This window comes from Delftia sp. 11MD (assembly GCF_050907895.1).
Classification (GTDB): domain Bacteria; phylum Pseudomonadota; class Gammaproteobacteria; order Burkholderiales; family Burkholderiaceae_C; genus Comamonas; species Comamonas tsuruhatensis.
Window position 1 is genome coordinate 2,783,664 of record NZ_CP194333.1, and the last position, 20,698, is coordinate 2,804,361.

Genomic DNA, 20,698 nt, shown 5'->3' on the forward strand with positions numbered 1-20,698 from the left:
ATGCACGAGCCGCCAATGCAGGAACAGGCAATCGATGCCGCCACCCTGCGGCGCTGGCGCCTCATCCTCGGGCCCGAGGCGGCCCAGCCCCTGGCTGCCGCGCAGCCGCTCGATGACGCCGATGCGCGCCGCGACGCGGCACTGGACTATCTCTACCAGCGCGAGCACCGCCTGCGCGAGCAGCCCGACGGTGCAGGCACCGACGCTTGGCAGGGCACGGGCGGGCTGTCCGCGCGCCAGGGCGGCAGCGGCGTGCCCGAGCCGCAGGCCGTGCACTGGCTGGGCGAGGTGCGCGACCTGTTTCCGCACAGCGCCGTGGAAACGCTGCAGCGTGATGCGCTGTCGCGCTACGGGCTGCACGGCCTGCTCGGCGACCCCCAGGTACTGGCCCAGGCCACGCCCAGCATTGAATTGGTGGCCGCGCTGATGGCCGTGCGCGCCAGCCTGCCCGTGCAGGTGCTGGCCGAGGCCCGCCGGCTGGTGGCGCGTGTGGTGGCCGATCTGCAGGCACGGCTGTCCTCGCGCGTGCACTCGGCCCTGGGGCGGCGGCGCAGGCGCCGCAGTGGCCGGGGCCAGGGGCAGATGAGCGATCTGGACTGGCCGCGCACCCTGCGCCACAACCTGCGCCACTACCAGAGCGAGGAGCAGGTGCTGGTGCTGGAGCGCCTGTTCTTCAGGGAGAACGAGGCGCAGCGCCTGACCTGGGACCTGTGGCTGGTGGTGGACCAGAGCGGGTCCATGCATGAATCCGTCATCCACAGCGCCGTCATGGGCAGCATCTTTGCGCGCGTGCGCGCCTTGCGCACCCATGTGCTGCTGTTCGCCGACGAGGTGGCCGATGTCACCGGCCAGTTGCATGCGCCCGAAGAACTGCTGCTGGGCGCGCAACTGGGCGGAGGCACGAATATCGGTGCCGCCCTGGCGCATGCGGCCGGGCAGCTGGGCGCGCCGCGCCGCAGCGTGGTCGTGCTGATCACCGATCTCTACGAAGGCCATGACGAGGCCCGCGTCATCGCCGAGACCGAGCGGCTGATCGCCAGCGGTGCGCGCGTGCTGGTGCTGGCCGCCCTGGATCGCCGCGCCCATCCCGACTACGACCGGGACCTGGCTGCGCAACTGGTGGAACGCGGTGCGCAGATCGGCGCCATGACGCCCGACCATCTGGTGGACTGGCTGGCCCGTGCCATGCAGGGAGGGCGATCCTCATGATGCAGGAATGGCTTCGCACCCTGGACGATGACGCCATTGCCGACTGGGCCAACAAGGGCCTGCTCAAGCGCGGCGCAAAGGCCCTGGCGACATTGGATGCGGCGGCCTGGGAGCTGGATGCCAGCCATGCCCGGGCCGATATCGAAGGCCATGTCCAGACCCTGGCGGGTGCGGGCTTTGCCACGCTGCAATGCAGCTGCCCCGCGTATGGACCCTGCCACCATCTGTGCGCCCTGCTGCTGGGCCTGCGCGCGCGCCTGGCCAGCGGAGTGGCGGCCGATGAGGCAGCACAGGCCCCTATCGCGCCATGGCTGGAGGGCGATGCCGAGGCCGTGGCGCGGGCCTTCGGCAGCGCTGCCCAGCGCAAGGCCCTGCGCTGGATGGCACAGGGTTTCGAGGCCGTGCTGGAAGAGACGCCGGCCGCGCTGGTCGGTGAACTCTCCAATCCCGACGAAGTGACCGTGCGCCTGCCGCGTGCTGGCGGCCTGGCGGCGGCCAGTTGCAACTGCAAGGCCGCCACCTGCGCGCACCGCGCCCTGGTGGCATTGCAGGCCCGGCGCGCAGCGGGCGCACCCATGCCCGAGCTGCCTGCGCATGCGCTGGAAGCCGGCGCACTGCAGCGCCTGGCGCAGGTGAGGCTCTGGCTGACCGGCTGGGTGCTGCAGGGCCGTGCCGGCATGAGCCCGGCCTTCCTCGATCAGGGCGAGGCACTGTCCACCGAACTGCGCCAGGCCGACCTGCCGCGCCCCGCCAGCGTGCTCAACCTGCTGGTGCGCGCCTTGCGCGACGAGCGCTCGGGCCGTGCCGGCGCGGCCGAGCGCGTGGCGCCCCTGCTGGCCGCGCTGTGGATGCTGCTGCGCGGCCTGGCCCAGCAACCCCTGCCTCGGCCCCTGCAGGAGCTGGCTGGCGTGCATAGGCGCAGCTACCGGCGCGTACAAGGCCTGTGTCTGCATGCCGTGGCGGCCGAGCTGTGGCTGGCGCGCGGAGGGCAGCGCGGTTTTTCGGTGCACTTGCAGGATGCGGCCAGCGGCCGGTTCCTGACCTGGTCGGCATCGCGCGCTGAGGGCTTTGATCCGCAATGGGAGCCTGCCCAGGCGCTGGAATCGGAAACCCTGGGCGGCCTCACGGCAAGGCAGCTGCTGCAAGGTCCTCATGTGCTGGTGGACGGCTGGGTCAGCGACGACGGCCGCCTTTCGGCGCGGGATGCCACCCGGATGGTGGCGGCCCAGGCGGCCGGCCCCTTGCCGGGGGCCGACGACCCCCAGGTCCTGCTGCGCCGCCATCTGCAGGAGCTGCATGCAGACCCCTGGCGCCAGCAGCCGCCCCTTTGGGCGCGATGGCAGGTGAGCGGCAGCGGCCTGCCGCAGACTGACCTGCTGCTGCAGCGCTGGACGATGGAGCTGCAACCGCAGCTGCCAACCTCCGGCCCCGTCATATGCCTGGCCGGTGATCTGCACGGCATGCAGGGCAGGGCGGGCGAGGCCCTGCGCCGGGAGCTGGCGTGCGGCCGGGTGCTGCAGGAGGTCTTTGGCCGCGTGGAATTCGTGGCCGGGCGATTGCAGATGGCCGTGGCATCGGTGCGCTGGCGGGACAGTACGGACTGGCACCATCCCAGCACGGCCTGGAAGCCGCCGCCAGCGCAGGGCAGCAGGGAGAAGCAGCCATGAGCACGGCACCGAACGAAAACGCCGAGGCGCCGCTGCGCCATTGGCTGGCACAGGGCCAGGTCTGGCTGGCCGATATGCAGGCCGCAGGCCTGGTGGGTGCCGGCGCACCGCTGCTGGCCGCAGGCCGGGCCTGGGCCGATCAGGCCGCACTGCTGGGCTGGTCCGCCCTGGCACGGCTGATGGACGGCGTGCTGGACCCGCAGCTCGCGCCGGTGGAGCGCGCGGCCGCCCTGCTCGATATCGCGGTCTGGGTCATGACCGCGCAGCGGCTGCAGGCCGGTTCGGATCAGTCCTTGCCCTGAAAAAAGCCATTGAGCTCGGCGCCCGGCATGGCCTGGGCGAACGCGTCGAAGCGCCCCGTCTCGGCAATGGAGCGCGCCGCATGCAGAAAGCCGCCCCAGGCTGCGCGCGCCAGTGCGCCGCCCACGCTGATGCGGCGCACGCCCATGGCCTCGGCATCCTGCAGGCTCCATTCGCTGGCCCCTCCGATCAGCAGATTCACCGGCTTGGGTGCCACGGCCGCCACCACGGCACGGATCTGCTCGGCGCTGCGGATGCCGGGTGCGTACAGGCAGTCCGCGCCGGCCTCGGCATAGGCCTTGAGCCGGGCAATGGTGTCGTCGAGATCGGGCCGGCCCACGAAGAAATTCTCCGCACGCCCGACCAGCAAGGTGCTACCGCCTGCCTCGTCGATGGCAGCGCGGGCGGCGCGCAGCCGGGCCACGGCGTCCTCGATGCTGCGCAAGGGGTTGGCCGCATCGCCTGTCGAATCCTCGATGGACAGCCCTGCCACGCCGGTGTCCAAGGCCATGCGAACGCTCTCTGCCACCTCCTGCGGACCCAGGCCGAAGCCGCTTTCAAAGTCCGCGTTCACGGGCAGGTCGGTGGCCGCGACCAGGGTGCGCAGATGCGCCAGGGTCATGTCGCGCGAGATGGCGCCATCGGGCCGGCCCAGCGACCATGCATGGCCCGAGCTGGTGCTGGCCAGCGCCTTGAAGCCCAGGCCCTGCAGCATGCGGGCGCTGCCGGCGTCCCATGGATTGGGCAGTACAAAGCAGCCCTGGCGGTGCAGGGCCCGGAAGCTGGCACGTTTTTGTTCGGTGGTAGGGGTCATGGAACACTCCGTTTTGACTCTTGAGAAACTCAAGCATCGATTCTCCAAGGCCTGTGAACGCTATCCACCGCCACAGGCTGAATGGCTGCTGGACCTGCCGAGGCACCAACTTCTGCGCATCTTCCTGCATCACTGCCTGGGTTGCATCTTGACGGGCTACCGTTCGTCAGTTCGATTCGCCCCAGCACACATTGCGTTACGATGCCGCGGCTCTCAAATGAAAGCCGTCCTGGGCGAGTGTGTCGCAACGCCTTGGCTGCTATCGGAGGGACGGCTTCACCACGGCATTCTTTTGCCCAGATCATTCGACATGCAGACTCCGACCTCAGCCCTGCCGAGCACCACCTTCACCACCGAGCAGTGCCTGGAGGCGGACAGGTTCGACGCTTGGCGCAGCGGCATCTCTGTACTGTTCGATGTGACCCCGCTGGAACGCGGTACGGTGCGCGGCGGCTTCCACGCCTCGGTAGATGCAGTCCACTTGGGACAATTGCTTTTGGGAGACCTGCGCTTCGGTGCACAGCGCTTCTCGCGCGGACATGCACGCGCGGCTCATGACGGGCTGGACCACTATCTGGTGCAGTGGTACCGGGGAGGCGGCTTCACAGGGCGCTGTGACGATGGTCACGAGCTGACGGTGCAAGCAGGTGATGTGGTCTTCTTCGACATGGCTCGCTGCCAGCATACCGTTGCGGACGACTCCCATGTGCTCTCGTTGATCGTGCCCCGTAGCCTTGGCGACCAGGCAATGGGTGCATCGAGTTCAGGCTTGCACGGAACCGTGTTGACCGGCAGCAGCATCTTCGCCGGGCTATTGGCAGATCATCTTTGCGCTCTGCAGCGACGCCTGCCTTCCATCGGCCTGGAGCAGGCTGACGACATAGTGCATGCCACTACCCAGATGCTGGCAGCCTGCCTGCGCCCCAGTCTACGGACGGTGGCCGAGGCTCGGACTGAATTGCAGGCAGCAATGCTGGACCGTATCAAGCGCCATATCGCACGAAACCTGGCCGCTCCCCTCTCGCCCGAGCTGCTTTGCCGGTGCTTCGGCATCTCACGTCACCGGCTCTACCACCTTTTCGAACCTTTGGGGGGTGTGATGCGCTATGTGCAGCAGCGACGGTTGCAAGAGGCCTTCCATGCCCTGTCAAACCCTGCCTACCGACGCCTGCGTGTCGCCGAGGTGGCCGCACGCCTGGGCTTTGCCAGTGAGGCCCACTTCAGCCGCGCATTCCGGGCCAAATTCGGCCACACACCCAGCGACATACGCGCCATGGCGAATTCCACACGCGCGGCATGCATCAAGCCTCCTTCCGGGACCACTCCCGCCACCGTGGAGTATGCGGACTGGCTGCTGGGGCTCATGGCCTGAGTGCCGGATGGATGGTCTTGCCCCAGGCTGACGCTCGGTCGAAAACGTCAGGGGCTTCTGCATGCAGGATGATCTAATAGGGCGGCCGCAAGCCACGGCTTGGCTTGTTTCCGAAGACCCACTCCCTTTTCGCATATGCATCTTCTGCAGCGTTGTAGCTTTGTCTTTGCCTGTCTTGCCCTGCCGGCATTCGTTCACGCCGCAGACTTCGACAAGAAAAACTGCACCTACAAAGGCATCCGCCTCTACGGCAAGGTCCAGCTCGTGCAGTCCTTCCCCGACATCAAGGTCCAGGCAACCAGTTCTTTCCCGGACCTCAAGGTCAAGGTGGTGAACTCCTCCGCAGACCGTTGCGGAGAGTGGCAGATCGTCACCTCTTTCCCTGACTTCAAGGTCCAGATGGTCAACTCCTTCCCGGACCTGAAAGTCGAGATGGGCAGTTCATCGCCTGGCGTGCGATAGCGCCCCGGCGCCGCTGCGGCGGCGCCTGCTCCTCAGTCCAGAGATTGGCCCGCGCGCGCAAATGAAGAGTGCGCGAGGAAAGCTGGAGCGGGTGATGGGAACATCACGCCGCACTCAACCCGTTGATTGATAACGGGTTTCTTCCGTGAGCGCCACGGAATTAGACCAGATTATGTACCAGCCCCACCTGCCCGGCAACCCGGGATCGTCTGCCATCGCCCAGCAACGTCCATGCACAGCCACCAGGCTCATGTCCAGATGCGCCTATAGGCCGAGACTGTGCTTCGCTGCGCCGAAGTTTGGGGCGTACTCCACACCAACGTCCTCTAGATCGGCAGCGATTTCATCTTGAAGACGTCGGGTGTTCGGCGCGAAATACTCCTTCGTATTCGACGAGGCGAACACGATCGGCGCCACCAGCCCTGCGGAGCGAAGCTGGCCAGCCGCCTCGATATAGGCTTCGACGATCACGCAATCCTTCATTGATTCTTTACCCAGTCGGGCGGGAGCACGAGGTTCGTTGACTCGCTTGAACGCACGGCTGGCGACCCCATCGTTGTGCGGCACCACGCTGGCAACGTCCCGCCACCTGTTCAGCACTGTCCTGGCCCGCGCGACGTGTCCCTCAAGGTGGTCCAGCGGCAACATTCCCTGGGCACCGTAGGCCAAGGCCACTTCATGGATACGTTGAGCTTGTGCCCGGAACCTTGCCAAAGCGTTTCGAGCCTCTACCTCGACGCCAGCGACATGAGCAGCAAGCTCGATGGTCACCTGTTCTGCCATCAGAACAATCAGATCGGAGCCGGCCTCGGCTGCCGCAAGCAAGGCAAGCCCGGCGCTGGCATCGTGTGCTACCGCTGTTTCGCGCGTGATGTCACGGATGACGTCAAGGACGGTGCATGTATCCACGCACAACACTGGCGCGTTTAAAGCAACCAAGTCGTCAATGACTGAAGTATTCAGGCTCATGTATGCGACTGGTCATACTGTTCAAGCAGTCCGAGTGCGAATTCATAGTCGATGGCCAAGTCCTGCGCCCGCCCTGCGGACCAGGCCTCCACCTCGACAAGCCACCGTGCCAATTGGTCACTATCCAGTCGTTTCGATGCACGGTGCGCGGCAATCAGGAACGCGTACCAGCGCTCCTTGTCCATGGGATGGGCCGCACCTGTGGACTTATTGGCGAGCCGCGAAAAGCGCCGCAGGGCTGCTGCCGGTTCGGCATCCAGCCAATCATCAAGAGTCTGGTTGGGAGAGGTCAGTTCGACGCCGAAACCGCCGGCCCGGGACGCCGGTTCCGCGACTTGGGCGACGAAGTCGCGAAGAATCGCGTTGTACTTGTCAATACCAAGCTCACCGACGTTTCGCGGCACAATATTGGAAACCTTGTAGCCATCAGGCTCTTGCCACAGCACCAGAGCCGATTCATCGACGTCGTCGAATGCAGATCGTACAAGCACGATCACATCGTCGTCGCCCATGTGTTGCTTGAGGTCTTCTTCCCGCTCAGCGTCGTGACGCCAAGAGCCACCCACCTGCGCGAGGATGCCACTGCGCATTGCGGTTGCTGTCTTGCCCCTGAGGTGAAGATGCTGGAAGACCGTGATCGGCTTTTCTGTCATTTCGGTTGCCCGCAATAGAACTGTTGATGTTCTGAAACTTGTCGGTAAATCGATGGCATTCGCCTGTCATTCTTTCTTGATCTGAACGAAGACCCGTGCCGTCTGGCTCGAAGCCTCATCGTTGCCCGTCGAGACGGCGTCGCCGCGCCTGGTGCCACCCGAACCGCGTCTGCTGAAAGACCCTCGGCGTCTGACATGCGGGTGATGCCCAGACTTGAAAGCACGTAGACCGAATGCGTCTTTCGCCGCGATGGCATCTGTAGCAAAACCTCACCACCAAGCCTCCCCGCCTCGGGCGAGAAACATCTTGAAGCATACCGCCACGCAGAGGCTCGGTGTTGGTGGACAAGGTGCCACATCGACTGGTTGCTGGGGTGAGCATTGCAGCCATTCGCCGTCACTACAACCTTTCCACAAGCCAAGTCGCCACCGCTCCGCGCCGCGAAGGTGTGGATGGCGTCGACCAGACCACGAGAAAAGCCGATGTCCTGAACCCGTTCACCAGGGAGTAGCCCATGAGAAAGTCATCTTCTTCCGGTGCCCAAGCCAAGGTCTTCTATCGTCCGATCGAGGCGGCCATCCAGTGGGCGGGACTGTCACGCTTCGAGCGCCGTATCCTTGATATTGCCGAAGGGATGAACCGGCTGCCGGAGCACGCTGCGCTGGCGCGCTGGCCACAGCTTCGCCTGAACGCGGAACGGATCTACGACGCACTGGTGCATCTCGACCTTCCCTACGGCAAGGATGGCCTCACGATCAACGATCCCGCCTTGCTCGATGATCCTGGCCTCACGATCCGCCACGTCGATCTGAAGGCTTGGATGATCCGTTTCTATCCCGACCAGCGACCGGCATTCCTGTTCGATGTCTTCGAGCGTCACCTGCATCCGGCCGTCAGTGTCGATGCCGTGCAGGCACTGGTCATGGATCGCGAGGCGTTGAAGCTCCAGCTTGCCGACAAGGTGCAGGCCTGGGACGCGCTCTATGAGCAGTTCCAGACGCTCAGCCAGGAGCACCAGGCGCGCACGGAGCGCGAGAAGCGATCCGGGATGCCGGGCGCCCGCAGTGAATCCACCTACCTGAACATCGTTGGCGGTCTTCTGACCCTGCTGTTGGGCAAGTCACCCAATGGCGTTCCCTATTCGTCTTTCGAGACGCTGGAATCGGTCATCAATGCGCTGGTTGCCCATTACGGCGACAAATCCGGAATCAGCGAGCGAACGCTGTGGGCGAAGTTTTCGGCAGCCAAGCGTCATCTCGCTACCCAGGACCGCTGACTGCAAGTGCAGACGGCGTGTCTGCACTTGCGGTGACCGCGCGGGAACCGCGCTATTGAATACGGGGCACTTCCATCACCGCCGCTACACAGCACCAAGGAGTGTCCCTCGTGACTGCCCAGACCATCGCCACCGCGACGCCGAACGAACACCGCATCCTGCGCCGCGCGGAAGTCGAGGCCAAGACCGGCTTCAAACGCGCCCACATCTACAACCTGATCAAGGAGGGCAAGTTTCCTAAGCCCCTGCGCCTCGGGGTACGCGCCATCGGATGGGATTCGGTGGAGATCGATCAGTGGATCACCGATCGACTCAGGGAGCGGGCGTGAGCCCGCGCCCCCCGGAATCCCTTCCACGAGGAGTCGCACCATGCAGGTGGTATCCATCATTTCGACCAAGGGTGGCGTCGGCAAGACGACCACCGCAGCGAACCTGGGCGGCTTCATCGCCGATGCGGGACTGCGCGTGCTGCTGCTGGACCTGGACGTACAGCCCACCTTGTCGAGCTACTTCACGCTCGGCACGCATGCGCCTGCAGGCATCTATGAGATGCTGGCCTTCAATGAGCAGCGTATCGAGCAATTGGCTTCGCAGACCGCTGTGGCGGGTCTCGACCTGGTGGTGTCGAACGACCATCGCGGCGAACTGAACACACTGCTGCTGCACGCACCCGACGGTCGGCTACGCCTGCGTCACCTGCTCCCCGCGCTGGCGTCGCACTACGACCTGCTGCTGATCGATACCCAGGGAGCGCGCAGTGTGCTGCTGGAAATGGCGGTACTGGCCTCCAGTCTGGCGCTGTCACCGGTGACGCCGGAAATCCTGGCGGCGCGTGAGCTGAGGCGCGGCACGCTGCAACTGATCGAGGACATCGCTCCGTATCGGCACCTCGGCATCGAGCCGCCACCGCTGCGCTTGCTCATCAACCGTGTGCATCCGGTTTCGTCGAACGCCCGACTGATCCAGCAGGCCCTGCGACAAGTGTTCCAGGCGCACGCTGGCATACAGGTCCTGAGCACCGACGTCCCGGCCATTGAAGCCTACCCACGTGCCGCAACACGGGGGCTGCCAGTGCATCGCGTCGAATACCGGCAACCAGTGGGCCGTACTGCGCCTGCGGCGTTGGAGACGATGCGTGCGCTGGCTGGCGAGCTGTTCCCGGCATGGCGGGAGCGCTTTGCATGCGTTACCGGCAGAGGCCGCGCAGGAGGAGCCAGTCATGGCGATCGGGCATGAACTGGCCCGCGGCCATGCGCGGCTACGCGCGCTGATCGAGTTCGCGCTGGGCGAAGGTTGGCACGTGAAACGCACGCGCGGCGGGCACCTGATGTTCACCAAGCCCGGCTGCGCCGCGATCTATACCAGCTCGACTGCGAGCGATCACCGCGCCAGCCGCAACGCACGCGCGCAGCTTCGCCGCGCCGATCGACAGGCACTGACGGCATCTCGGGAGAGCAGCGATGGCTGATCCGACGCCGCAGGACATGGCCACCAAGCTGCTGGCCAAGGGCTTCGAACGCAACGGTCCTTCGGCCGCGGCGTTGACCGACCCCATCGCCGACACACCGATGGTGGTGACGCTGGACGAGCTGCGCCCCTATGAACATGACCCACGCGTGACGCGCAACCCGGCCTACGAGGAAATCAAGACCTCGATCCGCGAGCGCGGGCTGGACGCACCGCCCGCGATCACGCGCCGGCCGGGCGAGGCGCACTACATCATCAGGAACGGTGGCAATACGCGGCTGGCGATCCTGCGCGAATTGTGGAGCGAAACCAAGGAAGAACGCTTCTTCCGCATCGCGTGCCTGTTCCGCCCGTGGCCGGCGCGCGGCGAAATCGTGGCGCTGACCGGGCATCTGGCCGAGAACGAGCTGCGTGGCGGGCTGACCTTCATCGAGCGGGCGTTGGGCATCGAGAAGGCGCGCGAGTTCTACGAGCAGGAAAGCGGCCAGGCACTGTCGCAGAGCGAACTCGCGCGGCGGCTGACTGCCGACGGTTATCCGGTGCCGCAGTCGCACATCAGCCGCATGAACGATGCGGTGCGCTACCTGCTGCCGGCGATCCCGACGCTGTTGTACGGCGGACTGGGCCGGCATCAGGTGGACCGGCTCGCGGTGCTGCGCAAGGCGTGCGAGCGCACCTGGGAGCGGCGTGCGCTGGGCCGCACCGTGGCCGTGGACTTCGCCACCTTGTTTCAGGACGTGCTGACGCAGTTCGACACACAACCGGACGACTTCTCGCCACAGCGGGTGCAGGACGAACTGGTGGGCCAGATGGCCGAGCTGCTGGAGGCGGACTACGACACGCTGGCGCTGGAGATCGACGACAGCGAAAGCCGCCAGCGTGCGCTGACCAGCGAACCGGCGCCTGTCGTGCCTGCTGCTCCTTCCGCACCGGTCTCCGCGCCTCAGCAGCCACCCGTGTCGTCCGGTCCGCGCGACACCACGCCGGTCTCGCCTGCGGCGTCAGCAGCGCCACCGCCTGCATCGCCCGAAGCGCCGCAGGACCAGCACGGACAACGCGACGAGCGCCTGCAAGGGCACATCGTGACACCGGCACCGACCACCGAGCGCCTGCAGTCCATCCAGCGGATGGTCGCCGACCAGCTCGGCGACAAGCTGCCCGACTTCGAGGCCGATGCGCTGCGTGCGATCCCCGTGCAGGCGGGCGGGCTCTATCCCATCTCGGACGTCTGGTACATCGAGCCGAGCTTGGACGTGCCGGATCGCCTGCGTGTGCACATCGCGCAGTTCGCGCGCGAAATCGGCGAGGAAGCGGCGGTCGCCGACCACATCGAGGCCAGCGTCGGCGGCATCGGCTTCGTCTGCGCGGCGCCGGTTGTGGGCCAGGCGAAGGCGCTGCCGGCGTTCGCGCGGGCGGTGCTGACCCTGCTGCATGTGCTGAGTGCGGCGCCGCCCTCCGCGAACGGAGTGGACCGCGCGCGGCTGGCCGACGAGCTGGCTGCGCTGCTGCATGGCCATGGCGGCTCGGCTACACGCCTGAGCGATGCTGCGCTGGTGAAGCTGTTCCGTCTGCTGCGCCTGGCGCGCCGGCTGCTGGATCTGGAAGCCGGCGTAGCGAGCCAGGATTCCTGAGCGCAGGAGGCTTCCGCATGTCGGCACCGCACCCACTCAACCAAGCCGTGATCGCTCAGGCCCTGCATGACTTGCGCAACGGCCAGTTGCGCCGCTGCAAGGCCATGGGCTTCGGCGAGGAAGAGCTGGATGCGCTGAAGCACCCCGAACTCGTGAGCATGCTGGTGAATGCCACGGTATCGTGGTGTTCGGTGTCGGTGAACCGGGATGTGTTGAAGCGGCTGCTGAGCCAGATGCACGACGTGGAGCGGGAGATCGCCACGGTGGACCGCATGCTGCGCCTGGGAGCGAGCACGGAGATGGTCAGCAAGTTCTACGGCCTCACGCATCAGGAAGTGGCGCTGCGCCGCGACATCCTTGGGCTGCCCAAGCGCAAGGGCCGGCATCCGGTGCTCGACGAGGCACAGGACGTGACCTTGTGGGAGCGCTGGAAGGCCGGCGTCACCGAGCGCCATATCGCCCTGTCCGACGACATGGCGATGCTGGCGCTGACCATGGACCTGGCCGAGGCGTTGAGCCTGCCGATGTCGGTGGTGTGGGCGGCGATACGGAACTGGATCGACCAGGGGCTGGTGTAGGCCATGACCACGGGCGGCGCACCACGGCGCGAAGGCCCCGTTGCGCTGTCCGCGCTCTTCGACGAGGCCCTGCAGCACCTGCAGCCAGCGCAGGGAACGGCGCCGGCCGCCGACGGTTTCCTCTACAGCGGCAACCGCCATGAGAGCGTGCCGCGCAGGCTGTTCCTCGACCGGCGCCTGACGCCGCTGGAGCGCAACGCCTGGCAGGTGTTCCGCCTGCAGCTCAACGAAGACGGCGTGACCGCCTTTCCCACCTACGACCAATTGCGCCCTTACCTGGCCTCGATGCCCTGTGCAGCGCAGGCCTCGCACGAGACCGTGGCGCGCGCCTTGACGCTGCTGCGGCTGACGCGCTGGCTCAGCCTGGTGCGGCGGCGGCGCGATCCGAAGACCGGCCGCATTCAAGGCAATCTCTACGTGCTGCACGACGAACCGCTGTCACCTTTCGAGGCGATGCAGCTCGATGCCGACTACCTCGGCCTGGTCAGCCAGGCGCTGACCCATGCCGCCAAGGCGGTGCAGATCGTGGGCATGAACACGCTCAAGGAGATTGCCGAAGACCCGCTGCTCAGCGGCCGCACGCTGCCGACCCGCTTGCAGGTGCTCGCGCAGCGCATGGCGCGGCATGGCTGGACGACGCTAGGTTATCCACAGGAGGGTGCGGACCACGAATCCGAAGAAGGCCAGGAAGCCCTGCTTCGGAATGGCGCACGCCCGTCTTCGGAATCCGAAGCAGGGCCGAAACCCGCGCCGGACGGCTCTCTTCGGATTCCGAAGGAGGACCGTACAGTACGTAATGATCGTATAAATGAAGTACGTACAGTACCGCGCGCGAGGGCCTTGCAGAACCTGCGGCTGCCGGAGCGTTTCCTGCGCTTGAAGGACGAACAGCAGGCCGGCGCGCTGGTGGCGCTGCAGCAGGTGGACGAAGCGCAGCGGCAGGCCGTTCTCGACGAGTGGGCGGCACGCTGCCACAACAGCGCGGTGCGCAACCCGGCCGGCTACCTGTTCGGCATCATCCAGAAGGCGATCCGCGGAGAGTTCAAGGCGTGGGCGGGCACCGACGCAGCAGCGCCGCTCGCGCCGCGAGCTGCGGGGCCCGCGTCATCGTCGTCGCCTTCGGCCTCCCGCCCAGCCGACCCCGAGGTGGCGCGCGCCTACCTCGCACGGCTGCGTTCAGCCTTGCGCGATCCCTGAGCTATCCCCAGGGGATAGACGGAACAGGTCGCCTTCCGTGGGGTGATCCGGTCAGGTCGCGGCTTCGTCTTCTTCCGTTTCCCGCCAATAGGCGTAGTTGAACAGTGCATCCAGCTCCGTGAAGTCGTCCAGGCCCAACGATCGTCTGACCGTATCGGCATGCCCGCAGTACCTTGCGTAGCTTTCCGCACTGACGTTCTGCTTGGTTGGATGCAGTGGGTAGTCCCGGATGCCGGCGAGCGCCAGTCCCGACACCGCGTTCTGGTTCATCACGGCGAACCGCTTGTTGTCCAGCGCGTGCAGAATCTCAGTCAGCAGGTTGATGCCTGCTCCGGTGATGGCGCCGAAATGTCGATGTAGAACGGTAAACGCTTCGGCAGGCGAGAGGTTGCGCCGGTCAAGGATGTCCGCCACTGCGGCCATGAACTGCCCTGGGTGGTTGGCGATCCGGCTCTTGCCGCGGTGCAGCCCGCCGGAATGGAACAGGCCGATCAGCGCGTCGTACTTACTCGGAAAGTCCCGCCTGACATTGCTGCTCAGGGCCGCCAGCTCTGCCAGCCTGCGCCTTGCCTGGCGCAGGTTCCCTTTGCGGCCGTTCTTCTGCGCAGTGAATCCATGCGCTGAATCGTCGCTTTTCATCAGCTCCAGGAGGTCGGCCAGGATCGTGAAGTCCGGCCCCTCGGTTCGGCTCGCCTTCTGCGCACGCTTCTTGGCCACCTTCCGGCAAGTGTCGTGGATGATGTATTCCCGCTCGTAGGCATCAATCCGTGGCTTGGTCGCTGGCACGAGAATCCTGTCCGCGACCAGCGCATCGAGGTGTCGCGTGACAGATGCCATCAGCGCGCCGCTCGCGTCGTCGATGAGGGCCGATGCCTCGTAGTTTCCGTAGAAGCCTCCGTGGGTGAGGTTGGCCGAGCCGACGATCACCGAGCATTGCTTGCCATTCTGGAAGGCGTAGATCTTCGGGTGGAAGGTGTCGCTGGCGTTGCTGAGGTACAGGACGAGCGCGTGCTTCTCGGCGAGCGCAAAGAGCTGTCGGAGTGCTTCGGGTTCGGTCAGGTAGAAGTCCAGACCTATCGCAAACCTGGCCTTCAATCCGCTTTCCAGCGCCTTGCGCAAGGGCTTCAACAAGTCGCCGAGGGCCGAGATCTTCGCGAAGGCCACCAGGCATTCCAGGCGTTCCGCCCGCTTCAGCAGCTTCTCGACCACGTGGCCGTGCCCGTGCTCTTCCTCGTTCAACAGCAACTGAACGGCTTTCCCATCCTGCATGTTTTCCCCTCGTTCTTCTGCGCAGCAACCCCAGGTGCGATGCGCCCCCGGTCATTGTCATGGTTCAAGCCCCGACATCAAGCATTGGTGGCTCAAGACCTATCCCCAGGGGATAGCCGGCACACACAGCCTTCCGTGCGGAACAAACCGGGCGCGCATGGGCTGCGGTTTGTTGACTGACGGCCTTCCGGCCGATGCCGATGCTGGCGACTCGCCCCTTCACCGCGAGTCGCTCCCATGGCCAACGAACGCACAGAACCCCTGCAACTGAATCTCGGATCGCTGCGCAGCGCGATGTCGCTGACGCTGCACACGCACCACGCTTCGCGCATCTGGCACGGCCGCGCGCCGACCGAGGGGCGCCCAGGCATAATCGGTCTCAACGGCTTCATCGGCGCCATGAACAAAATGAAGCGCGGCGCCGAGCAGGACGACCCGTACTCGGACTGGTGGATGTTGCGGATCGAGGACAAGCTCGCCGACACCAAGACCCGTCTGCAGACCCTGCGCGAACAGGTGGATCAGGCCTTGGCCGACGTGCCAGCGGCGCTGTCGCTGGGCGAGAACATGAACGTGCAGCCGGTGAAGCTGCCGCTGTTCGTGAACGCCCAGCTCGGCTTCATGGCGGTGTATCTGCTGGCCGACTACGACGACCTGGCACGCAAACTCATCCTGGCGCACCACACGGCGCTGATCGACCGCAGCACCTTGGAGCGCTGGCTCAATGATGGTGCGCACGCGCTGCGCAGCCTGTTCTCGCTGGCCCAGCAGTACCGCTACTCGGGCACGACGCGCGACGACTTCGCGGCGAAGAACGCGGCGGCGCGGGCGGCGTTGGAGAAATTCGGCGAGCTGCCGCTGGATGTGCTCGAAGGCACGCGCCGTTCGCGCTTTGCGCCACCGATCGCGCGGCGGACAACCAAGCCCAGCACGCCGCCTGCTGCGCCTGCCATCGTGCCCGATGCGCACGCTCCCACGGGTGGCGCAGCCGATGGTGCTGCGGGCGATGAGGGTGCTGGCGCATGACAGCATCGCCCCCTATCAGCCACTCCACGCGCTTCGTGGCGCTGGAACAGGCGGACTTCCAGCGGCTGGAACACGCAGGCTACCTAAAAGGCCTTTTACAGCCTTTTAAGGGTAAGGGGAGTCTGGAGACCTGGGCCAACCAGTGCGCAGCGCTGCGCGACGACGTGATTGGCCTGGCGCAGCGGCGCGTGCTGCCCCAGGCGCGCGCCTACCCCTTCAGCCTGCTCGACGTGCAACTGGCCCAGCAGGCCACTGGTGCAGGGACGACCTTCCTGCGCTGGCGCAACCTCGACCGTTCCTCCATGGGCGTGGCGTTGTGGGAGGCCCTGCTGGCCAACCCCGCGACGCCGGCCTCGCTGATCGACGAGCTGTACGCGATCGAACTGCAGCGCATCGTGCTGAACATGCAGATCAGCCTGACCCACAGCATCGCTCGCCAAGCCCTGGAATGCGCCAACAAGGCCGCGCAGGCCGAAGCGGCTTACCTGCGGCGCGTCCACGGGCATACCGCGTCCGTTCCACCCACCACCAAGGAGTCACCATGAGCACGCACTTCGTCGGCGAGGGCAACATCGGTTCTGCGCCGGACTACCGCGAATTTCCGAACGGCAACGACGAGCCGCGCCGGCTGCTTCGCCTGAACGTCTACTTCGACAACCCGATCCCGAAGAAGGACGGCGAGTACGAAGATCGCGGCGGCTTCTGGGCGCCCGTGGAGCTGTGGCACCGCGACACCGAGCACTGGAAGACGCTGTACCAGAAAGGTATGCGGGTGCTGGTCGAGGGCCGCACCGTGCGCGACGAATGGGAGGACGCCGACGAGAACGAACGGGTGACCTTCAAGATCGAAGCGCGGCGCGTGGGCATTCTGCCGTATCGCATTGAGGCGGTGACGTTGGGTGCGAAGCCCTCTGCATCTGATAGTGGTGCGCCGCAATCCTGACCAGCCAAGCAGGATCCCCACGGCTGTTCCCGTTCAGCTTGATGACGAGGACGGTCGCGTCATCGGTCGCCTTGTTCGTCAGACTGGCCACCGATCCGCTCAATCGACCAGCGGCCGGGCATTCTGCGGTCGCACGATCGTCACTAGCGTCCTAGCTCGCGTCAGGCCGACCCGCAGCAGCCGGCGGCTACGTTCAAACGGCGGCTGCTCATTCCTCTCATCGAAGAAGCTCGACTTGAAAGCGCCTTCCACGAGAACGACCCCATCGAACTCCTTTCCCTTGGCCTTGTGCATATTCATCAGGATGCAGCCTTGGGGGTCGCGCTCGGCTGCCACGAGCCGCTCCTGCTCGAGGATACGTTTGACTAGTTCGCTCGCACCTGCATAGCTGCTCAAGGCGAGCCAACGCTCGCCGAGTCCGGAGGCCAGAGCGTCGGTCGCCCTGAACAGCCGCACTAGCCGGGCCTCGCGGAACAGCTCATTCAGCGCTGGAATATCGTGAAGCACCCAGCGCGCCGCTTTCCAGTCCGCGACAGGTTCTCCGACCAGATCGATGCCAGCCTTGTAGACCGCGACGAGGGCTTTCGCGGCATTGATGCGCGGTCCTTCGCCCGTCGCCACCTTGGCTGCCGCCTCGTCATACTTACGTGCGTGCTCCGCCGCGGCGTTGGTCGGCTCCTCCGCGTTCTTCAGCTTGTAATATCCAGCAATGACCCGGAGCGTCCGCGCAAGGGTCTCTTCGGCCGGGCCGGTCGGCCATTCTAGGATTGACGCCACGACCACCGCCGCCGCCGCGGAAAGCTCAGCATCCCAAACGACATCATGTTCGATGACGGGTAGGGTCTGCTTGTTGTAAGTGTGCGTCTCCGACAGGATCACCGAAAGGTCGGCGATGAGCGAATTGCTTCTCGACAGCACCGCCACGCTCGGATGCTCGACCCCCTTCTTCCGCAACGCGCTGAAGGTCCATATCACCGCTGCATGGACCGTTGCGGCAAACGTGTTCTGCCAGTACGAAACCTGTTTGATGTCTGGGGTGGCCGGCAGCGGACTGTGGTTGTGCAGTACTGCGTCGGCGAACTGAAGGATTCCCGCGTTTGGGCTTCTGTGGTTTTCCCCGCCCAGATCGAACTCGGTGACCTGGATATCCTCTCGGAGAATATCCAGCCGGCGCGGATCGATATCATCCCGGTAATCAAAGATCCGCTGTTCTGGATCGGCAAGGCAGAACACGTCCGTGACTTCAGCCAGAGCGCGAACGATCCGCCACTGGTTGTCGTCGGTGTCCTGGAACTCGTCGACGATGATCATCGGAAACCGATCGGCAATGAGGTCGCGCAGCGCCGCGCATCCCCCCAGTAGGTCTGCCGCGCCCGCTGCGAAGAGATCGAAGCAGTAGAGCCCTTGCTCCGATGCCAGACGTCGTCGCTCGACCATCCAATCCCCATCGAACGCCGATTTCTGAAGACGTTCCTCCCCGGGGTAGAGAAAGCGGATCGGCCGGCCGTGCAGGAGGCGGCCGTGGGCTTCCAGAATCTCCATGCAAAAGGCGTGATAGGTCTGGACGGTGACGGCCCGCCGTTCGGCTGGCGTCAGGATCTCCTTGCAGCGCAGGAGAACCTGGCGGATGGCAGCGCGCGAGAAGCTGAGAAAGAGGATTCCCTGTCCTGGCTTGAGCGTCGCAGACTGGCGCTGGGCCTTCAGCAGGGCGATCGTGGTCTTGCCGGAGCCGGGCCCGCCGAGGACCAAAAGGTGTCCGCCTTGTGCGATGACCGCCTTGCGTTTTTCGCACAGCTCCAGCTTCATTAGAAGAGATCCTCCAAGTCGTCCGGCGGCGGTGCTGCGACATCTTCGGAAACGGCGCTCAGCGCCTTGTGGATGGTTTCAAGGATTTCTCGGATCGTCGCCGGTAGCTGGTCGGCGTGCTGGCACTGGCTGATCATCATGGCGGCATAGCCGTAAGCGTCGCCCTTGCGCGCCTTCAAAACCTTCGTCGCCAATGCAGTTACCTCACCATCGCCCGCCGCCGGATCATAGACGCCGACACTGGGATAGTCGGGTCGATCCTTCACCTCATTGAGAAACCGCCTCACAACTGCGATGGGCGTCTCCTTTACGAGCAGCTCCTCAATGCCCTTCTCGGGGGACTCCCAAACCTGCGTATAGCTCTTCAGCTTGTCCATCGCATCCTGGTTCAGCGGGGCGTTGGGTTTGTCGTAGAAACCGAAGGCGAGCTTTCCGAGCGCCGAAAACACCGGACCATGACGCGGTACCGAGCCATCCCCGCCGGCATTGAAAATGCTGACGCCAGCCAGATCGAGGTGGGTGTAGTCCTCCGGATTGAGGGACGCCTCCATGATCGACGAAGCTACCGGAAATAGGGCTGCCTCCGTCGATCCCTCCACGACCAGCACCGCCCGGCTCAGAATTGCCTCGGCGAATTGACGCCGTTCGACGCGGAACGTCTTGGACTTAATCGCCTGGCCATCGATCGGCTGGCCTGTCAGAGCGCCGGTCTCGTTGCGGTTCAGGATGACAATCTGCTCATGATCGAACTGTTCGATCACGTAGGGTGAATGCGAAGTGACAATCGATTGCCCCATTTCCGCGAGCACGAACCGCGTCACCCGGCGCTGCGTGTGTGGCGGGAGCGCAATTTCCGGCTCCTCCATCGCGAAGATCACCGATTGCTTGTCCTTCAATTCGGCAATGAAGGTCAGGAGAGCGAAGACCAGCAGGTTGATTGAACCAGTACCCAGCCGACCGAACGGTACGAGATGCTGACCAGGTTGAGCTGCGATAAACAGCCGCACGACTTCCCGGAGATGCTCGCGCGTCAGGTCCGAAGCAAAGAAGGCCGTCGCATCGTCACCAGGCGCCAAGTTGACGAAGCGTCCCATCCGGGATCGTAACTCTGAGCGGATATGCTTCAGTTGCTCGATCTCGCCGATTGCCGGGTCAAGCGCTTGTAGTCTGGCCAGAGTGTCCCGCCACATCTCGACGGCACCGGCGCCGCCCAGCTTCAATACGGAATCGAGCAACGAACCGCGCTGCAGGCTGAGAGCGCGTGAACCGGTCCGCAACGTCCGCAAAAACACAAAGCCGCAAAGGCGCTTGTGCACACGCGTGAACGGAACACGGCCCTGACCGAGCTTGACCTCGGTTTCTTCGTCGAGAGCATCGACCTCTTTGGTTGGATGGTCGAAGAATGTGTTGCCGACGAAATCGTCCTCTTCCGGGTCGTACCGACCGACAAACAGAAGTGGTAGAGCCCAGATCACTGCCGGACCATCGGCCTTTCCAAGACCATCCTGCTCCTCGTCTATGAACGTACCCGCCAAGTCGTCCCACCTGCGGAGATGGCCACCAAAGCGCCGCTGCGCCTCTTCGGAAAGATCGACCAGGATCGCCTCAATGCGAATTTCAACCGGCGCGCCTTCCGCATTCAGATAGCGGCCACAATGAAAGTCATGCTCGTCAACGACAGGCCTGCGGAATATGCGCTCAGGACCGAGGACGAGATCAAGAGCCTCGCACACCGTTGACTTCCCAATGTTGTTGCCTCCGACCAGAAGTGTGTGCCCAGCAAAATCAACACTCCCTTGAGAGACGCATCGGAAGTTTTCAATCTTCAAACGCCTGACGCGCATATATCCTCCGTCCCCGCATCGATTATTCGCTATCGCGGTTATAGCGCAGTTACCTGCAGCGGTCTTGTTTCCCTGGAGTCCTGGCTTGGATGCGACGAGTTCACGACTGAGGAGGAGAAAGGACTTGCTGGCGTGTTCGGCTTTCTGAGCCCAGGCGCGCATCGCCCTGTTGGCATCCCGGAAGGTCAGATGACGCGCCTTGGCCCTTCCTTCG

21 protein-coding genes are annotated in these 20,698 nt (G+C 64.8%); 15 read left to right on the forward strand and 6 right to left on the reverse strand.

All coding sequences use genetic code 11. From position 1 onward, the window contains the following. Window positions 1-15: 15 nt before the first annotated feature. From ACRSCF_RS12540 to ACRSCF_RS12550, 3 genes are read left to right on the forward strand one after another with little or no spacing between them, the layout of a single operon-like run. Window positions 16-1,209, forward strand: coding sequence for a VWA domain-containing protein (locus ACRSCF_RS12540; RefSeq protein WP_034365990.1), 1,194 nt, complete (start codon window positions 16-18; stop codon window positions 1,207-1,209). Beyond that, on the forward strand, window positions 1,206-2,876 hold the full coding sequence (locus ACRSCF_RS12545; protein ID WP_034365986.1) for a hypothetical protein: 1,671 nt from the start codon (window positions 1,206-1,208) through the stop codon (window positions 2,874-2,876). The genes ACRSCF_RS12540 and ACRSCF_RS12545 overlap by 4 nt, the downstream gene beginning before the upstream one ends. Then, a complete protein-coding gene (locus ACRSCF_RS12550; RefSeq protein ID WP_034365983.1) occupies window positions 2,873-3,178 on the forward strand; it encodes a hypothetical protein in 306 nt (101 codons plus the stop codon). Before ACRSCF_RS12545 ends, ACRSCF_RS12550 begins: the two co-directional genes overlap by 4 nt. Here ACRSCF_RS12550 and ACRSCF_RS12555 read toward each other — a convergent pair. Beyond that, complete coding sequence (locus tag ACRSCF_RS12555) at window positions 3,163-3,990, reverse strand: isocitrate lyase/PEP mutase family protein (protein ID WP_034365980.1); 828 nt, start codon at window positions 3,988-3,990, stop codon at window positions 3,163-3,165. The genes ACRSCF_RS12550 and ACRSCF_RS12555 overlap by 16 nt on opposite strands. Here ACRSCF_RS12555 and ACRSCF_RS12560 point away from each other — a divergent pair. Both ACRSCF_RS12560 and ACRSCF_RS12565 read left to right on the forward strand, forming a co-directional pair. After that, on the forward strand, window positions 3,989-5,362 hold the full coding sequence (locus ACRSCF_RS12560; RefSeq protein ID WP_227469556.1) for a helix-turn-helix domain-containing protein: 1,374 nt from the start codon (window positions 3,989-3,991) through the stop codon (window positions 5,360-5,362). The two genes, ACRSCF_RS12555 and ACRSCF_RS12560, sit on opposite strands and share 2 nt — an antisense overlap. A gap of 135 nt (window positions 5,363-5,497) precedes the next feature. Then, a complete protein-coding gene (locus ACRSCF_RS12565; protein ID WP_016446204.1) occupies window positions 5,498-5,824 on the forward strand; it encodes a hypothetical protein in 327 nt (108 codons plus the stop codon). 264 nt (window positions 5,825-6,088) lie between these two features. Here ACRSCF_RS12565 and ACRSCF_RS12570 read toward each other — a convergent pair whose 3' ends face one another. Further along, complete coding sequence (locus ACRSCF_RS12570; RefSeq protein ID WP_029578165.1) at window positions 6,089-6,793, reverse strand: hypothetical protein; 705 nt, start codon at window positions 6,791-6,793, stop codon at window positions 6,089-6,091. Continuing rightward, window positions 6,790-7,446 (reverse strand): hypothetical protein, encoded by a 657-nt coding sequence (locus ACRSCF_RS12575; RefSeq protein ID WP_029578164.1) that lies wholly within the window; start codon window positions 7,444-7,446, stop codon window positions 6,790-6,792. The genes ACRSCF_RS12570 and ACRSCF_RS12575 overlap by 4 nt, the downstream gene beginning before the upstream one ends. A 515-nt stretch (window positions 7,447-7,961) precedes the next feature. Between ACRSCF_RS12575 and ACRSCF_RS12580 the strand changes: the two genes are divergently transcribed. The 7 genes from ACRSCF_RS12580 to ACRSCF_RS12610 all read left to right on the forward strand — a co-directional run bounded on the left by ACRSCF_RS12580 (window position 7,962) and on the right by ACRSCF_RS12610 (window position 13,596). Next, window positions 7,962-8,723: a hypothetical protein gene (locus ACRSCF_RS12580; protein ID WP_034365977.1), complete on the forward strand. Its 762-nt coding sequence runs from the start codon at window positions 7,962-7,964 to the stop codon at window positions 8,721-8,723. A gap of 110 nt (window positions 8,724-8,833) precedes the next feature. Next, window positions 8,834-9,052 (forward strand): AlpA family transcriptional regulator, encoded by a 219-nt coding sequence (locus ACRSCF_RS12585; protein ID WP_009461157.1) that lies wholly within the window; start codon window positions 8,834-8,836, stop codon window positions 9,050-9,052. A 40-nt stretch (window positions 9,053-9,092) separates the two neighbouring features. Continuing rightward, window positions 9,093-9,959 (forward strand): ParA family protein, encoded by an 867-nt coding sequence (locus tag ACRSCF_RS12590; protein ID WP_024889635.1) that lies wholly within the window; start codon window positions 9,093-9,095, stop codon window positions 9,957-9,959. Next, the gene (locus ACRSCF_RS12595; protein WP_029578162.1) at window positions 9,943-10,191 is read left to right on the forward strand and encodes a hypothetical protein; all 249 of its coding nucleotides are present in this window, start codon (window positions 9,943-9,945) and stop codon (window positions 10,189-10,191) included. Before ACRSCF_RS12590 ends, ACRSCF_RS12595 begins: the two co-directional genes overlap by 17 nt. After that, entirely contained in the window at window positions 10,184-11,821 is a 1,638-nt protein-coding gene (locus ACRSCF_RS12600; RefSeq protein ID WP_032963678.1) for a ParB family protein, read from the forward strand. The genes ACRSCF_RS12595 and ACRSCF_RS12600 overlap by 8 nt, the downstream gene beginning before the upstream one ends. A gap of 17 nt (window positions 11,822-11,838) precedes the next feature. Next, the gene (locus ACRSCF_RS12605; protein ID WP_029578160.1) at window positions 11,839-12,399 is read left to right on the forward strand and encodes a DUF2857 domain-containing protein; all 561 of its coding nucleotides are present in this window, start codon (window positions 11,839-11,841) and stop codon (window positions 12,397-12,399) included. A gap of 3 nt (window positions 12,400-12,402) precedes the next feature. Continuing rightward, window positions 12,403-13,596, forward strand: coding sequence for an STY4528 family pathogenicity island replication protein (locus ACRSCF_RS12610; RefSeq protein WP_217980179.1), 1,194 nt, complete (start codon window positions 12,403-12,405; stop codon window positions 13,594-13,596). Between the two features lie 51 nt (window positions 13,597-13,647). On the opposite strand, the gene ACRSCF_RS12615 is transcribed toward ACRSCF_RS12610, so the two are convergent. Continuing rightward, window positions 13,648-14,865 (reverse strand): phospholipase D family protein, encoded by a 1,218-nt coding sequence (locus ACRSCF_RS12615; RefSeq protein WP_034365974.1) that lies wholly within the window; start codon window positions 14,863-14,865, stop codon window positions 13,648-13,650. Window positions 14,866-15,102: 237 nt separating this feature from the next. On the opposite strand from ACRSCF_RS12615, the gene ACRSCF_RS12620 reads away from it, so the two are divergent. From ACRSCF_RS12620 to ACRSCF_RS12630, 3 genes are read left to right on the forward strand one after another with little or no spacing between them, the layout of a single operon-like run. Beyond that, the gene (locus ACRSCF_RS12620) at window positions 15,103-15,891 is read left to right on the forward strand and encodes a PFL_4669 family integrating conjugative element protein (protein WP_032963671.1); all 789 of its coding nucleotides are present in this window, start codon (window positions 15,103-15,105) and stop codon (window positions 15,889-15,891) included. Next, on the forward strand, window positions 15,888-16,436 hold the full coding sequence (locus ACRSCF_RS12625) for a DUF3158 family protein (protein WP_034365971.1): 549 nt from the start codon (window positions 15,888-15,890) through the stop codon (window positions 16,434-16,436). The genes ACRSCF_RS12620 and ACRSCF_RS12625 overlap by 4 nt, the downstream gene beginning before the upstream one ends. Then, window positions 16,433-16,834, forward strand: coding sequence for a single-stranded DNA-binding protein (locus ACRSCF_RS12630; RefSeq protein WP_034365968.1), 402 nt, complete (start codon window positions 16,433-16,435; stop codon window positions 16,832-16,834). Before ACRSCF_RS12625 ends, ACRSCF_RS12630 begins: the two co-directional genes overlap by 4 nt. A gap of 99 nt (window positions 16,835-16,933) precedes the next feature. On the opposite strand, the gene ACRSCF_RS12635 is transcribed toward ACRSCF_RS12630, so the two are convergent. Beyond that, complete coding sequence (locus ACRSCF_RS12635) at window positions 16,934-18,640, reverse strand: UvrD-helicase domain-containing protein (protein WP_034365966.1); 1,707 nt, start codon at window positions 18,638-18,640, stop codon at window positions 16,934-16,936. After that, window positions 18,640-20,646: an ATP-dependent nuclease gene (locus ACRSCF_RS12640; RefSeq protein ID WP_324623167.1), complete on the reverse strand. Its 2,007-nt coding sequence runs from the start codon at window positions 20,644-20,646 to the stop codon at window positions 18,640-18,642. Before ACRSCF_RS12640 ends, ACRSCF_RS12635 begins: the two co-directional genes overlap by 1 nt. Between the last annotated feature and the right edge of the window lie 52 nt (window positions 20,647-20,698).

What these genes read in the sequence shown, in the direction of transcription:
- ACRSCF_RS12595 (WP_029578162.1), top strand. Translation starts at nt 9,943, where the DNA reads ATGGCGATCGGGCATGAACTGGCCCGCGGCCATGCGCGGCTACGCGCG.
- ACRSCF_RS12540 (WP_034365990.1), top strand. Translation starts at nt 16, where the DNA reads ATGCAGGAACAGGCAATCGATGCCGCCACCCTGCGGCGCTGGCGCCTC.
- ACRSCF_RS12575 (WP_029578164.1), bottom strand. Translation starts at nt 7,446, where the DNA reads ATGACAGAAAAGCCGATCACGGTCTTCCAGCATCTTCACCTCAGGGGC.
- ACRSCF_RS12635 (WP_034365966.1), bottom strand. Translation starts at nt 18,640, where the DNA reads ATGAAGCTGGAGCTGTGCGAAAAACGCAAGGCGGTCATCGCACAAGGC.
- ACRSCF_RS12590 (WP_024889635.1), top strand. Translation starts at nt 9,093, where the DNA reads ATGCAGGTGGTATCCATCATTTCGACCAAGGGTGGCGTCGGCAAGACG.
- ACRSCF_RS12605 (WP_029578160.1), top strand. Translation starts at nt 11,839, where the DNA reads ATGTCGGCACCGCACCCACTCAACCAAGCCGTGATCGCTCAGGCCCTG.
- ACRSCF_RS12630 (WP_034365968.1), top strand. Translation starts at nt 16,433, where the DNA reads ATGAGCACGCACTTCGTCGGCGAGGGCAACATCGGTTCTGCGCCGGAC.
- ACRSCF_RS12625 (WP_034365971.1), top strand. Translation starts at nt 15,888, where the DNA reads ATGACAGCATCGCCCCCTATCAGCCACTCCACGCGCTTCGTGGCGCTG.
- ACRSCF_RS12580 (WP_034365977.1), top strand. Translation starts at nt 7,962, where the DNA reads ATGAGAAAGTCATCTTCTTCCGGTGCCCAAGCCAAGGTCTTCTATCGT.
- ACRSCF_RS12565 (WP_016446204.1), top strand. Translation starts at nt 5,498, where the DNA reads ATGCATCTTCTGCAGCGTTGTAGCTTTGTCTTTGCCTGTCTTGCCCTG.
- ACRSCF_RS12600 (WP_032963678.1), top strand. Translation starts at nt 10,184, where the DNA reads ATGGCTGATCCGACGCCGCAGGACATGGCCACCAAGCTGCTGGCCAAG.
- ACRSCF_RS12640 (WP_324623167.1), bottom strand. Translation starts at nt 20,646, where the DNA reads ATGCGCGCCTGGGCTCAGAAAGCCGAACACGCCAGCAAGTCCTTTCTC.
- ACRSCF_RS12615 (WP_034365974.1), bottom strand. Translation starts at nt 14,865, where the DNA reads ATGCAGGATGGGAAAGCCGTTCAGTTGCTGTTGAACGAGGAAGAGCAC.
- ACRSCF_RS12560 (WP_227469556.1), top strand. Translation starts at nt 3,989, where the DNA reads ATGGAACACTCCGTTTTGACTCTTGAGAAACTCAAGCATCGATTCTCC.
- ACRSCF_RS12555 (WP_034365980.1), bottom strand. Translation starts at nt 3,990, where the DNA reads ATGACCCCTACCACCGAACAAAAACGTGCCAGCTTCCGGGCCCTGCAC.
- ACRSCF_RS12550 (WP_034365983.1), top strand. Translation starts at nt 2,873, where the DNA reads ATGAGCACGGCACCGAACGAAAACGCCGAGGCGCCGCTGCGCCATTGG.
- ACRSCF_RS12620 (WP_032963671.1), top strand. Translation starts at nt 15,103, where the DNA reads ATGGCCAACGAACGCACAGAACCCCTGCAACTGAATCTCGGATCGCTG.
- ACRSCF_RS12545 (WP_034365986.1), top strand. Translation starts at nt 1,206, where the DNA reads ATGATGCAGGAATGGCTTCGCACCCTGGACGATGACGCCATTGCCGAC.
- ACRSCF_RS12610 (WP_217980179.1), top strand. Translation starts at nt 12,403, where the DNA reads ATGACCACGGGCGGCGCACCACGGCGCGAAGGCCCCGTTGCGCTGTCC.
- ACRSCF_RS12570 (WP_029578165.1), bottom strand. Translation starts at nt 6,793, where the DNA reads ATGAGCCTGAATACTTCAGTCATTGACGACTTGGTTGCTTTAAACGCG.